The sequence below is a fragment of the Streptomyces sp. NPDC001381 genome, from assembly GCF_042895685.1.
Classification (GTDB): Bacteria; Actinomycetota; Actinomycetes; order Streptomycetales; family Streptomycetaceae; genus Streptomyces.
On sequence record NZ_JBIAWO010000005.1, the window covers coordinates 640,073 to 652,716 of the forward strand.

11 protein-coding genes and 3 pseudogenes are annotated in these 12,644 nt (G+C 72.5%); 8 read left to right on the forward strand and 6 right to left on the reverse strand.

Going from position 1 to position 12,644, the window contains the following annotated elements; all coding sequences use genetic code 11:
* Window positions 1-18: 18 nt before the first annotated feature.
* Both ACFY2L_RS25575 and rho read right to left on the reverse strand, forming a co-directional pair.
* Window positions 19-903, reverse strand: a pseudogene (locus ACFY2L_RS25575) (D-alanyl-D-alanine carboxypeptidase family protein); the annotation flags it as partial.
* Between the two features lie 82 nt (window positions 904-985).
* The gene (rho, locus tag ACFY2L_RS25580; protein WP_390657695.1) at window positions 986-2,128 is read right to left on the reverse strand and encodes a transcription termination factor Rho; all 1,143 of its coding nucleotides are present in this window, start codon (window positions 2,126-2,128) and stop codon (window positions 986-988) included.
* Window positions 2,129-2,466: 338 nt separating this feature from the next.
* Between rho and ACFY2L_RS25585 the strand changes: the two genes are divergently transcribed.
* The 5 genes and pseudogenes from ACFY2L_RS25585 (at window position 2,467) to ACFY2L_RS25605 (ending at window position 6,340) form a co-directional block, all read left to right on the forward strand.
* Entirely contained in the window at window positions 2,467-3,453 is a 987-nt protein-coding gene (locus ACFY2L_RS25585) for an AraC family transcriptional regulator (RefSeq protein ID WP_390823511.1), read from the forward strand.
* Window positions 3,454-3,595: 142 nt separating this feature from the next.
* Window positions 3,596-3,706 (forward strand): annotated as a pseudogene (locus ACFY2L_RS25590) (SDR family NAD(P)-dependent oxidoreductase); the annotation flags it as partial.
* A 56-nt stretch (window positions 3,707-3,762) separates the two neighbouring features.
* Window positions 3,763-4,365: an SDR family NAD(P)-dependent oxidoreductase gene (locus tag ACFY2L_RS25595; protein WP_390823462.1), complete on the forward strand. Its 603-nt coding sequence runs from the start codon at window positions 3,763-3,765 to the stop codon at window positions 4,363-4,365.
* Window positions 4,366-4,371: 6 nt separating this feature from the next.
* Window positions 4,372-5,274, forward strand: coding sequence for an MFS transporter (locus ACFY2L_RS25600; RefSeq protein ID WP_390823463.1), 903 nt, complete (start codon window positions 4,372-4,374; stop codon window positions 5,272-5,274).
* Between the two features lie 139 nt (window positions 5,275-5,413).
* On the forward strand, window positions 5,414-6,340 hold the full coding sequence (locus ACFY2L_RS25605) for a hypothetical protein (RefSeq protein ID WP_390823464.1): 927 nt from the start codon (window positions 5,414-5,416) through the stop codon (window positions 6,338-6,340).
* A gap of 44 nt (window positions 6,341-6,384) precedes the next feature.
* Here the strand turns inward: ACFY2L_RS25605 and ACFY2L_RS25610 are convergent.
* Window positions 6,385-7,166: pseudogene (locus ACFY2L_RS25610) on the reverse strand (SDR family NAD(P)-dependent oxidoreductase).
* A gap of 989 nt (window positions 7,167-8,155) precedes the next feature.
* Here ACFY2L_RS25610 and ACFY2L_RS25615 point away from each other — a divergent pair.
* A complete protein-coding gene (locus ACFY2L_RS25615) occupies window positions 8,156-8,344 on the forward strand; it encodes a hypothetical protein (protein ID WP_390823465.1) in 189 nt (62 codons plus the stop codon).
* A 13-nt stretch (window positions 8,345-8,357) separates the two neighbouring features.
* Here the strand turns inward: ACFY2L_RS25615 and ACFY2L_RS25620 are convergent, their stop codons facing one another.
* Entirely contained in the window at window positions 8,358-8,765 is a 408-nt protein-coding gene (locus ACFY2L_RS25620) for a nuclear transport factor 2 family protein (protein ID WP_390657700.1), read from the reverse strand.
* A gap of 76 nt (window positions 8,766-8,841) precedes the next feature.
* Here ACFY2L_RS25620 and ACFY2L_RS25625 point away from each other — a divergent pair, with 76 nt between their 5' ends.
* Together ACFY2L_RS25625 and ACFY2L_RS25630 are read left to right on the forward strand one after the other, a co-directional pair.
* Window positions 8,842-9,405 (forward strand): PadR family transcriptional regulator, encoded by a 564-nt coding sequence (locus ACFY2L_RS25625; RefSeq protein ID WP_390657701.1) that lies wholly within the window; start codon window positions 8,842-8,844, stop codon window positions 9,403-9,405.
* A gap of 5 nt (window positions 9,406-9,410) precedes the next feature.
* Window positions 9,411-10,136 carry a class I SAM-dependent methyltransferase gene (locus ACFY2L_RS25630; protein ID WP_390823466.1) on the forward strand — a complete coding sequence of 242 codons (726 nt, stop codon included), beginning with the start codon at window positions 9,411-9,413 and terminating at the stop codon, window positions 10,134-10,136.
* A 79-nt stretch (window positions 10,137-10,215) separates the two neighbouring features.
* Here ACFY2L_RS25630 and ACFY2L_RS25635 read toward each other — a convergent pair whose 3' ends face one another.
* Window positions 10,216-11,382 (reverse strand): serine hydrolase domain-containing protein, encoded by a 1,167-nt coding sequence (locus ACFY2L_RS25635; protein ID WP_390657703.1) that lies wholly within the window; start codon window positions 11,380-11,382, stop codon window positions 10,216-10,218.
* A gap of 151 nt (window positions 11,383-11,533) precedes the next feature.
* Complete coding sequence (locus ACFY2L_RS25640; RefSeq protein ID WP_390657704.1) at window positions 11,534-12,502, reverse strand: acetylxylan esterase; 969 nt, start codon at window positions 12,500-12,502, stop codon at window positions 11,534-11,536.
* Window positions 12,503-12,644 lie beyond the last annotated feature (142 nt).

Below are 12,644 nucleotides of genomic sequence, written 5' to 3' on the forward strand. Positions count from 1 at the left end.
CGCGGCGGCGACCAGGGTGTTGCCGGCGTTGCTCGTGTAGCCGTTCTTGACCCCGATCAGCCCCGGGTACGGCTCGACGCCGTCGTGCCCGGTCAGCAGCCGGTTGGTGTTCGCGATCCCGTACGGCGTTCCCTCGCGGCCGGGGAACAGTGCCTCCGCCGTGCCGCAGTACCGCGCGAAGTCCGCCCGGCGCAGCCCGGCCCTGCCGAACACCGCCAGGTCGTACGCCGACGACACCTGCCCCGGGGTGTCGTACCCGTCGGGCGAGCGGACCTGCGTGTCCAGCGCGCCGAGCGCCCGCGCCTTCTCCTGCATCCGCGCGCTCGTCGCGCGCCAGCCACCGTTGAGGGCGGCCAGGACGTGCACGGCGTCGTTGCCGGAGTTGAGGAACACGCCGCGCCACAGGTCGGCGACCGAGTAGGTGCGCCCCTCGGCGACTCCGACGAGACTGCTGCCGGGCCCGATGCCGGCGAGTTCCTCCTCGGACACCTCGTGCCGGATCCCCCCGGGCAGGACCGGCAGCACCGTGAGGGCGAACAGGGTCTTCAGGGTGCTGGCGGGCGGGAGTCTGCGGTGCGCGCCGGAGGCGGCCAGCACCTCACCGCTCCCGGCGTCGGCCACCAGCCACGACAGCGCGGAGACGTCCGGGACCCCGGGCGCTCCGCGGTGGGGTCTGACCTGCGTGCCGGAGCGGTACAGGAGCGAGGGTTTCGGGGCCTGCGCCTGCTCCTCCGGCTGTCCCTGCGCGGCCGGGCGTGCCTGCGTGTGTGCCGTGCCGCGTCCGCCGGGCGTGCCCGGGTCCGCTCCGGCCGCGGCGGCGGCGAGGGGCCCGAGGGCCAGGACGCCCGCCGCACAGCATGCGCAGGCCGACAGGGCGGACCGAGAGGAGAATCCGATCTTCATATGATCAACGTAGGAAGTGGGGGCGCCTCCCCCGTGCTGCCCGTGCCGTACACCGGCCCGCGAGCACCCGGATGCCGCACGCTCACCGGTCGGCGGGCAGCGTCGGCTGGACCCGTCGCAGGAACGCCGCGTTGTCCGGGGTCTCCCGCATCCGCTCCAGAAGGGCCTCGAGGTTCGCCTGCCCGTCGCGCGTCCGCAGCGCCCGGCGCAGCCCCCGCACCGCGGTGAACTCGGCCGGTGAGAGGAGGAGTTCCTCGCGGCGGGTACCGGAGGCGTTGATGTCGACGGCCGGGAAGACACGGCGGGAGGCCGGTTCGCGGTCGAGGCGGAGTTCCATGTTGCCGGTGCCCTTCAGCTCCTCGAAGAAGAAGTCGTCCGCGCGGGAACCCGTTTCGACCAGCGCCGTGGCCAGGACGGTGAGCGAGCCGCCCTCCTCGGCCGCCCGCGCGGCACCGAAGAACCGCTTGGGGCCGATGAGCGCGGTCGCGTCGACCCCGCCGCTCAGGGTGCGGCCCCCGGCGGCGGCCGCGTTGTTGTGCGCCCGGCACAGCCGGGTCAGCGAGTCGAGGAGGATCACGACGTCCTCGCCCGCCTCGACGAGCCGCTTGGCCCGTTCGACGACGAGTTCGGCGAGGGCGATGTGCTGCCTGGGGGCCCGGTCGAAGGTGGAGGCGTACACCTCGCCGCGCACCGAGCGCCGCATGTCGGTGACTTCCTCGGGGCGCTCGTCCAGCAGCACCACCATCAGCCGGGCCTCGGGGTGGTTGCCGGCGACGGCGGCGGCGAGCTGCTGGAGCAGCACGGTCTTGCCCGTCTTGGGCGGTGCGACGATCAGCCCGCGCTGGCCCTTGCCGACGGGCGCGATCAGATCGGTGACGCGCCCGGCGAGACCTGCCGCGGGGTGTTCGAGGCGCAGCCGACGGTGCGGGTGCAGGGGCGTGAGGTCACGGAAATGGCGACGGGCGCTCAGGGCCTCGGGCGTACGCCCGTCGATCCGCGCCACCTCGGTCAGGGCGCGCTGCGTGCCGCGCACCCCTTCGACGAGGTCGCCCTTGCGCAGCCCGTGCCGGCGGATCAGTGCCGCCGGGACCTGGAGGTCCGCGGGCGTGGGCAGGAGGTCGGCGGCCCGCAGGTACCCCTTCCCGCTCGCGTCGACGTCGAGGACACCGGAGGCGATCCGGGCGGGCTGCCGCTGGACAGGGGGGTGTTCGAGAGTGGTGGTCATGGTGGTCGGTCCTTTCACGGACGGAAGGCATGAGAGAGGTTGGGTTGGGATGCGGCCGCGGAGGGAGGGCGCCGCTGCGCGCCTCGGGCGGCGGGAACAGCACCTCGGGTACGGCGGACTGCGCCGCGGGCGAGGTGGTGCGGGAAAGCCGCTGCGCCGGCCGGAGAAAAACGGCGGGCGGACCGGCGGAGTGAAGGAGAACTCGTACCGTGCCCCGACGGGGACTTACACAGGTACTGCTCGCACTGTACCACGGGGACGTGCCCGCCAAACGGGTGATCTCGCATGGGAGGATGGCGGCAGGAGCATCCAGCGGGGCGACAGCGGAGACGTACGGGATGATCGGGACCGTGTTCCGGAGCGACGACGTGCCGGCGGCGGACCGGTTCGACCACTGGCGGGAACTGGTCGGCCTGACCCGCTCCAGCGACTTCATCAGCGCCCACGCCGCCGACTTCTGGGCGGAGTGCCGGCGCATGGAGCTGGGGCCGGTGACCGTGTGGCCGTCGTCGTCGCTGCCGACGCGGTACCGGCGGAGCCCGAAGATGGTGCGCCAGTCCGACCCCGAGCTGTTCCACCTGACGCTGCTGCTCGACGGCGGACTGGCGCTGGACCACGCCGGACGGACCGACACCTTCGGCCCGCGTGACCTGCATCTGGCCGACAGCTCACGGCCGTACGACCTGCGGCCCGTCGACGACCGGGACCGCGGTGTCGTCAAGGGCGTGGCGGTGGACTTCCCCAAGGTGCTGCTGCCCCTGCCGCCGGACCGGATCCGGGAGTTGCTGGGCCGGGGACTTCCGGGACGGGAGGGCGCCGGCGCGCTGCTCACGGACTTCCTCGTCGGCCTCGACCGGCAGGCCGAGAGCCTGGAGCCGTCCCTGGCGCCACGCCTGGGCACGGTCGTCCTCGACCTGCTGTCGGCCTGGTTCGCCCAACTGCTGGACGCGGAGGCCGCGTTGTCGCAGGAGACCCGGCAGCGGGCGCTGGCGCAGCGCGTGCGGGCGTTCATCCTGCAGAACCTGCACGACCCGGAGCTGACCCCCTCCGCGATCGCCGAGGCGCACCACATCTCCCTCAGCTATCTGCACCGGATCTTCTCGCAGGAGGCGCGGGGCGAGACGGTCGCGGCCTGGATTCGCAGCCGGCGGCTGGCGGGCGCCCGCCGCGACCTCGCGGACTCCGCGCTGCGCGGCACCCCGATCCACGCCGTCGCCGCCCGCTGGGGCTATCCGCGCGCCTCCGATTTCACCCGCGCCTTCCGCGCCGCCCACGGAACCTCACCCAGCGAATTCCGCCTCCAGGCACTGACCGCGCCGGAGTGACGGACTGAGGGCGGCGTCCTCCGCATACCAGCCATACGAACGCCCGATGCCCCCGGGCTGACACATTTCTTGTTCCGGCCAATTCCCCTCCCTACGCTGCCACCACCGCACTCGGGCGGCATGAACAAGGGACTTCGCCATCATGGGTCGACTGGCCGGGAAAATCGCCTTCATCAGTGGAACAGGAGCCGGAATCGGCCGGGCCGCGGCACAGGTGTTCGCGGCTGAGGGCGCGCTGGTATTCGGCTGTGACATCGACGAGGACAGCGCGGCCGAGACCGTGGAACGCGTCGAGAAGGCCGGGGAGCAATGCGCTCCCTCGCCCCGGTCGACCTCTCCACCCAGCACGGGGCGCGGGAGTGGATCGAGGCCGGGATCGAGGCTTTCGGCGGGATCGACATCCTCTACAACAACGCCTCCGCGCTGCGCAACGGCCCGGTCGAGTCCATGCCCGCCGAGGACTGGTACTTCACCCTCAGGAACGAGCTGGACATCCCGTACTTCTGCTCCCAGGCGGCCTGGCCGCACCTCATCGCGCGTGGCGGCGGGGCCGTCCTGAACGTGGCCTCGGTCGCCGCCGTCCGTGGCGCCCCGTTCCTGCCGATGGTCCCGCACGGCGCCGCCAAGGGCGGGGTTCTCGCGATGAGCAAGCACCTGTGCGCGGCCGGTGCCCCGCACCACATCCGTGTCAACACCATCGCCCCCGGGATGACCCGCACCTCCGCCACGGCCCCCTTCCTCGACGACCCGAACGGTCCGAAGGCCCACCTGGAGGCGCGGATCCCGGTCGGACGGGTCGGCGAACCCGAGGACATCGCGCGTGCCGCGGCGTTCCTCTGCTCCGACGAGGCGGCCTTCGTCAACGGCGCCGACCTCATGGTCGACGGCGGCGACAGCGCCATGGCCGGCTGAGCCCGCATGGACACGCGACTCGACCACGTGGGCGTCAACGTACGCGACCTGGCGAGCCAGACGGCCTGGTACAAGGCCGCGTTCGGACTGGAGACCGTCTTCGAGTTCCGTCTCGACACCTTCGTGGTCGCGGAGAAGCGCTCCGAGTCGCCCATGTTCAACCTCGACCTGCTCAGGATCCCCTCGTTCGCGGCGGCCGCCGTGGTCGCGCTGGCCGGCATGTTCGGCTTCATCGGCACCGCCTACTGCGTCTCCATCCGGCTCGGCGCCGTCATGCACCTCAGCCCCCTGCGGGCCGGCATGCCGTTCGTGATCCTCCAGCTCGTCCCGCTGCTCCTCGCGCCCGTCCTGAGCCGCATGCTCACCCGCGTCGAACCGCGCCGGCTCCTCATGGGCGGCCTGCTGCCCATGGCCGCCGGCCAGTTCTGGATCGCCGCCCTGCCCATCACCACCACCTCCCTGGCCGCCTTCATCGGCCCGGTGCTGCTGCTCGGCATCGGCTTCATCTGCGTCGTCTCCTCGCTCACCTCCGCCGCCGTGAACGCCGTACCGCTCCACCTGACGGGCATGGCGAGCGGCGCCACCAGCCTGGTGCGCGAGTTCGGGCAGGGCCTCGGCCCCGCCGTCATCAGCACCGTCGCCATGAGCGCCGCGTCCTCCGCGCTGGCCGGCAAGCTCAGCGGCGCCGACGCGGGCATGGAGGCGGCGGCCGGTCCGCTCGCCGTCGTCAACGCCGGCAGCGACGGCGCCCGCGCCGCCGCGCAGACCGCCCTCGCCCACGGCATGGCGGTCGGGGTGGTGATCTGCGGCTGCGCCTCCCTGCTGGGCGCGCTGGTGACCCTGCTGCTGGTGCGCGGGAACACCGCTCGCGCGGCCGTGCCCGCGCCGGTGCAGACCGCGTCCGCGTAACCCTCGAACCCCTGCACAACGCGGAAGAGGCCGGGTCGGAGAACCCGGCCTCTTCCGAGGTTTACGGCAGATGTCCCTAGAGCGTAACGATCACGGACGTCAAGGGACTTGACCCCCATCAAAGCATTATCTTCACGACATGTCCACGCCGCCTGAGCCTCCGCAGCAGCCCCGACAGCCGTCCGACGCCCCGGCCCAGCCGAGCGCTTACCCCTACCCGAATCCGCAGTCGCCCGGTGCGGGCGGCCCCCTGGGCTTCCCTCCTGCCGCGCCCGCCACCCAGACCGGCCCGCAGAGCGTCTACGCCCAGCCGACCCTGGTCGGCGTGCCGGCCCAGCCCGGTCAGCCCGGTCAGCCCGGTCAGCCGGCCCGGCCCGAACCCGGGAATCCGTACCTCCAGCAGACCCCCTACCCCGTGGTCGGGCCGCCGCCCACCCGAGGGGGCGGCGCCGGCCGAGCCGTCCTGTGGGCCGGCCTCGGCGCACTGGTGGCGTCCGCCGCGTGGGCGGCCGGCGTCTTCCTCGTCGGCACGGGCGCCGACCCGGACCTGCGCGGCTACACGGCACCCACGAACCTGTGCAACGCGGCCGACTACACGTCCTTCAAGGACGAGTACACCGACACCGACGGCGCACCGACCCGCAACAGGCTCGAGGACGACGCCCTCGACGAGGGCCTGTGCAGCGTCAGCCTGAAGAAGACCACGTCCACCTACGCGGACGCGTACCTCTACCTCCAGCTCGACCTGCACAAGAAGACCGACCCCGGACCCGAGTTCACGGCCTCCTGGAAGAACTACGGCGACAGCCACTCCGGCTACGACGTGGAACCCGTCACGGGCATCGGCGACGAGGCCTACCTCGTCAGCAACGACACCACCTCCGGTTCGTCCAGCGGTTCGCTCTACGCGACGCTCGCCGTACGGGACGGCTGGGTGACGTACACGATGAGCTACAGCGCCTACTACTCCTCGTACGACGACGACACCGACCCGCCGACCCTCGACGAGGTGTCGGACATGCTGAAGACGGACACGAGGACGACCCTGGCGGACCTCAAGAACTGAGGCCCGGGCAGGACTTCACGGCACGGTGGCCGGCACCCCCCGCCTCAGCGGTCGGCCACCGCGGCGTCCAGCGCGTTCGTGATCGCCTTCACCCCGCCGTGCGCCGCGTACCCGCCGTCGACGGTGATCTCCGCGCCGTTCACGTACGACGCCTCGTCGGACAGCAGATAGACCACGAGCGGGGCGACCTCGTCCACCGAACCCGCGCGGCCCTGGGGCGTCATCGCCAGGTGCGCCGCGACGAACACCGGGTTCGCGGTGGCCATCAACGGGGTCTCGATGACCCCGGGTGCACGAGGTTCGTCCGGATGCCGCGCGGCGCCAGCTCCAGCGCCGCCACCTTCGGCAGGCCCCGCAACGCCCACTTGCTGGCCGTGTAGGCCACGGCGTGATGGGCGGTCAGAGCGGCGACGGAACCGACGTTGACGATGGCCGAGCCGGCCGGCATCAGCGGGGCGAGGGCCTGGATGCCGAGCATCGCACCGGTCGTGTTCACCGCGAACGCCCGCTCCCAGTCGGCGAGTTCGACCTCGCCCAGGCGGGCCCGCACCGGGATGCCCGCGTTGTTGACCAGACCGTGGACCACGTCGAGCTCGCCCGCCAGCGCCGCCCAGCCGTCCGGCGACGACACGTCCAGATGCCGGTAGGTCACGTCCAGGCCCTCGGCGCGCAGGGAGGCGGCGAGCTTCTCACCCGCCTCGTCCAGGACGTCGGTCGCGACCACCGTCGCACCCTCCCGGGCGGCGGCCGCGGTCTCCGCGGCCCCCTGTCCCTGCTCTGCTCCGGTGACGACGACGGTCCGGCCCGCCAGACGTGTACGGCTCACGGCTCCTCCTGGGGTCCCCCCGCTCCGCGAAGCCGAGAGCGGGGGAGGGTACGGGTGTCTCCCGTCCACGCTGGGAAGCCGCGGTCAGCTCCGGAAACGCGCGTTCCCCATGGCTGTCATCCGCGTCGGCGATCACCGGCTCGTCCAGCGACGCCCCGACCCTGCGCACGCTCTCCCGCAGCCAGCGGTGCGCCGCAGCGGGCTCAAGCTCACCGCAGTCAACAGCCATGTCGGCAACACGGGGGAGTACGGGTACGGCACCTACGCCATCGGAGACGCCACCGTCCGCGTCCTCGGCTCCCGCTTCGACGTCGGCAGCTACGCCACCGTCATCGCGGGCCCGGCGGCCGTGGTGCACTACGGCGACAGCACCCGCGAGGCCGTCGCCGCCCTCGACACCGAGCTGGAGCTCGGTCTCACCGAGGCGGAGCTGGCCGCCCTGCCGGTCCGCAACACGGTCGTGAACTCCGGCCACTTCGGCTACATGTTCTTCGGCGCCGGCACCCTCACCCTCGACGGCGGGACCGTCGTCAACTCCGAACGCGCCACGTTCCTCAACAAGGGCCAGCAGACCGCCATCACCGTGGACGGCTCCGGCGGCGCCCGGCTCGACCCCCGCGACGGGATCATCCTGCAGATGATCGAGCTGGACGACCCGGGCCCGGTGAACGTCGACGGCAGGATGATGAACGTCGGTGTCTACACCGAGCCCACGACCGACCCCGCCAAGGACGCCTCCTTCGACGTCACCGCCGCCCATGCCACGGACGGAGCCGCCGCCTTCACGGCGATCAAGATCAAGGGCGATTTCTACAACGGCGTGCGCAAGGGCAAGAACATGGTCCTCACCTTCACCGGCTCGTCCGTCGAGGGCGTGATCTCCGCGACCGCCGCCAAGCACCGGGTGCCGTCCATCCGACGCCTCCACCTTCCACGAACTGGGCATCGTCACCAACACCGCGCAGCCGGCGGTCAACAACGGCGTGATCGTGACGCTGGACAGCGGTTCCACCTGGACGGTCACCGGCACCTCGTACCTGACCTCCCTCACCCTCGCCGACGACGCGGCCGTGAAGGCGCCGCGCGGCAGGACCGTGACCCTCACGGTCGACGGCACGGTCACCGCGCTCACCCCCGGCAGCACCTACACCGGCGCCCTCACCCTCACGGTCGGCTGAGCCGCGAGAAGCGTCAGGAGGCGGAGACCGACCGGGCCTCCGCCTCCTTCACGATCTCGTCGAACCGCGCGCCCATGGCCGCAGCCAGCGCCTGCGCGCCCGACAACGGCCGCACCATGACCGTCAGTTCGTCGATCAGCCCGTCGTCGTCGAGATGGATGAAGTCGCAGCCGGTGAGCGTGCGGTCGCCCACCCGGGCCGTGAACACCAGCGCGTGGTCGCGGCCCGCGTCCCCGGCCAGCTCCCGCTCGTACCGGAAGTCCTCGAAGACCTCGGACACCGCCCGCAGGATCGCGGCGGTGATCGCCTTGCCGGGGTACGGCTTGAACACGACCGGGCTGGTGAAGACCACGTCCTCGGCCAGCAGCGCCTCGACGGCGGCGAGATCGCCGGCCTCGACCGCCTCACGGAACGCGCGCATCGGATCACCTCGTCCTCATACTCAATTTGTTCAGTAAGTGCGGATGACAATAATCACCTGCTGCTACCGTGTCCACATGTCCCTCAAGTACGCCGTCCTGGCAGCCCTCCTGGAAGGCGAGGCCTCGGGCTACGAGCTGTCCAAGGTCTTCGACGTCTCCCTCGCGAACTTCTGGCCCGCGACCCCGCAGCAGCTGTACCGGGAGCTGGAGCGACTCGCCGAGGACGGTCTCATCGAGGCACGGGTGGTGCGGCAGGAACGCCGCCCGAACAAGCGGATGTTCACCCTCACCGAGGCGGGCCGGGCGGATCTGCGCGCCTTCGCGGCCGCCCCGCCCCGCCGGCCCACCGCCATCCGCGACGAACTCCTCATCAAGATCCAGGCGTCGGACGGCGTGGATCCCGCGGTGAGCCGTGAGCTGATCGAGGAGCGCCGTGGCTGGGCCCGCGGCAAGCTCGCCCGCTACGAGCGCGTCCGGGAGCGGCTGCTCGCCGGGCGCACCGAGGAGGAGTACCTGGTCGAGGCCGACCGGATCGGGCCGTACCTCACCCTGATGGCCGGGATCGCCTTCGAGGAGGAGAACGTGCGCTGGTGCGAGCGCGCACTCCTGCTCCTGAAGCGCCGTGCCGCCGTAGGCTGAGGGCGATGTTCAGTCCCGAAGGCCCCACGCTGCGCGAACTCGCCGTCCAGGCCCTGTCGTCCGTCGAGCACGGCTACGACCTCCTGGCGCCCAAGTTCGACCACACGCCCTTCCGTACTCCGGACTCCGTCCTGGCCGCGGTCGCCTCGGCCCTGAAGGAGTCCGGCCCCTGCGACGACGGACTCGACCTGTGCTGCGGCACGGGCGCCGGGATGGACGTCCTGGCGACGGTCTGCGGGCGCAGCGTGACCGGCGTCGACTTCAGCGCGGGCATGCTCGACGAGGCCCGCCGGCGGACGCCGGCGACGGGAGCGCGCGTGTCCTGGGTGCGCGCGGACGCCCGGGCCCTGCCCTTCACGGCCGCCTTCGACCTGGTCGTCAGCTTCGGCGCGTTCGGGCACTTCCTGCCCCGTGAACTGCCCGGACTGTTCGCCCAGGTGCACGGGGTGCTGCGGCCGGGCGGCCGGTTCGCGTTCCCCGTGCTCGCCCCGCCCCGTCCGTCCTCCCCGGCGTTCTGGACGCTCCTCGGTTTCGACGCCGTGATGCGGGTGCGCAACGCCGTGTGGCGGCCGCCGTTCGTGATGTACTACCGGGCCTTCCGCCTCGGCGAGGTGCGGCGCGAGCTGGAGCGCGCCGGGTTCCGCGTGGACCTCCGTGCGCTGCCCGGGTTCGGGACGAGGAGCGACGGAAGCCCACGGGTCCGTATGGTCGAGGCACGACGGGTGGACTGACGCCGGGGCCGGCGGGGCGCCCGCGCCGTGCTCGGGTGAAACGGCGTACGCACGACGACGGCACCGGAGTCGGCGGTGATCAGATCACGCTGTACAGGGCGTCGACGAGGGCCATCTTGCGGGGGTCGTCGGCGATACGCGGCCCCATCCGGTTCATCACGTAACCCAGCGACACCCCCGCCTCCGGATCGGCCAGCCCGCAGGAGCCGCCGAAGCCGTCGTGGCCGACCGCGCGGGGATTGGGCCCGTAGGAGCCGTTGGCGCCGCTGAGCCACAGGCCCAGCGCGACCTCCGTCTCGTGCTCGAACCCGGCGCCCAGCACCAGGTCCCGGCAGCCGCCCTGTCCCTCGCGCACCCGCTCGGCCGCCTCCGGGGACAGGATGCGACGACCGCCGTGGGAGCCGCGCCCGGCGAGGACGCCGTACAGCGCGGCGACCGCCCGTGCCGTGCCGTGGCCGTTCGCGGCCGGGATCTCCGCGGCCCGCCAGCCGGGCGAGTTGGCCTCGGCGGCGCCGACCACGGGATTGGTCAGGGCCGCGACGGCGGCGGGCGCCAACTGGGCGAAGACGGCCGCCTGTTCGCTGGACGGCACGGCCGGCGGATGCACCAGTTCGGCCGCCCGCCCGGCCTCCTTCTCCGGCAGCCCGAGGCGGAAGTCGACCCCGAGCGGCCCGGTCACCTCCCGCTCCAGGAAGGCGCCCGGCCGCAGGCCCGACACCCGCCGTACGACCTCCCCCACGAGGAAGCCGAACGTGAGCGCGTGGTAGCCGGAGCGGGTGCCCGGCTCCCACCAGGGTTCGGTGGCCGCGAGGCGTGAGGTCGTCACCTCCCAGTCGTAGAGCTGCTCCAGCGTGTGCGGCTCGCGCAGTCCGGACAGGCCGGCGCGGTGCGACAGCAGGTGCCGTACGAGCACGTTCTCCTTGCCCGCGGCCGCGAACCCGGGCCAGTACGCGGCGACCGGGGCGTCCAGGTCGAGCAGCCCCCGGTCGGCCAGGACGTGCGCGCACAGGGCCGTGGGGCCCTTGGTCGTCGACCAGACGTTGACCAGCGTGTCCCGCTCCCACGCGCGGGTGCGCGCGGCGTCGGCCCAGCCGCCCCACAGGTCCACCACCGTCACTCCGTCGACCGTGACGGCCACCGCGGCGCCCAGCTCGCCCCGGTCGCGGAAGTTCTCCTCGAACGCCGTGCGCACCGCCGCGAAACGCGCGTCGCAGTGGCCGTGCACCTGGGGCACGTGCTCGGACATGGGCCCTCCGTGGTCCGGCGGTGTCCCGGACCGCGACGGTGCGGCCCGGCCTCCCGCAACGTACCGACTGGTCGGACTGGAGGGAAGGGGTGCACCGCCTCCGGTGCCTCATGTGCGCGATCCCGGGCGCCCGGACCCCGGGCGGGCGACCTCAGGCGTACGAGCGCAGCCAGCGCACCTTGGCCGCCTCCTGGTACGGGCCGCCGCCCTCGTGGTCGTTGAAGTCGTACACCTCGATCGTCTTGTCCTCGTGCGCCCAGGCGTTGAACGCGGCGAACACGGTCGACGGCGGGCACGTCTGGTCCTCCAGGGCCGCCGAGAACAGGGCCGGCGCCGTGCCCCGGGAGGCGAAGTGGACGCCGTCGAAGTACGAGAGGGTGCGCAGCGCGTCCTGGCTGCGGCCGCGGTGCGTCTTGAGGAACAGGCCGATCTCACGGTACGGGTGACGGTCCGTCAGCGTGGCGGCACGGGGAAAGTCGCACAGGAACGGCACGTCCGGGGCGATCGCCGCCAGGTCCGGCACCAGACCGCCGACGGCGATCGTGATGCCGCCGCCCTGGCTGCCGCCGAGCGCCACGGTCCGGCTCGCGTCGGTCAGCGGGTGGGAGCGGGCCGCCTCCACGGCGCGCACCGCGTCCGTGAACACCCGCCGGTAGTAGTAGTTCTCGGGCGCGTCGATGCCCCGGGTCATGAAGCCGGGGTACGACGGCGCGCCGCCCACCGGGTCCGCGGTGCCACCGCCGCCGCCCCAGGCGCTGCCCTGGCCCCGGGTGTCCATGACGAAGTGGGCGCGGCCGGTCGACGCCCACAGCAGGTTCTCGTGCGGCAGCCCCCGCCCGCCGCCGTACCCGATGAACTCCACGATCAGCGGGAGCGGCCCCTCGGCGGCGGCCGGCACCTTCAGCCACCCCTTCACCGGGTGGCCGCCGTACCCCGCGAACGTCACGTCGTAGACCTCGACCGTGGCCAGCCCGGTCTCGACCGGCTCGAAGCGGGCGTCCAGGTCGTGCTCGCGGGCCTCCTGCAACGTCTTGGACCAGAAGGCGTCGAACCCCTCCGGCTCGGGGGACGCGCTGCGGTACTCGTGGAGCTCCTCGAGGGACAGGTCGAACAGGGCCATGAAGACCGCCTTTTGTTAAGTGGCCATACGAATGATCACACCGTACGTTCCTCCCCGGAGCCCTCGCCAGACCCCGTCGGAGGCTGCACGGAATCCCCTGCCAGACCCCGTCGGGGCTGCACGGATCCCCTCGCCAGGCCTC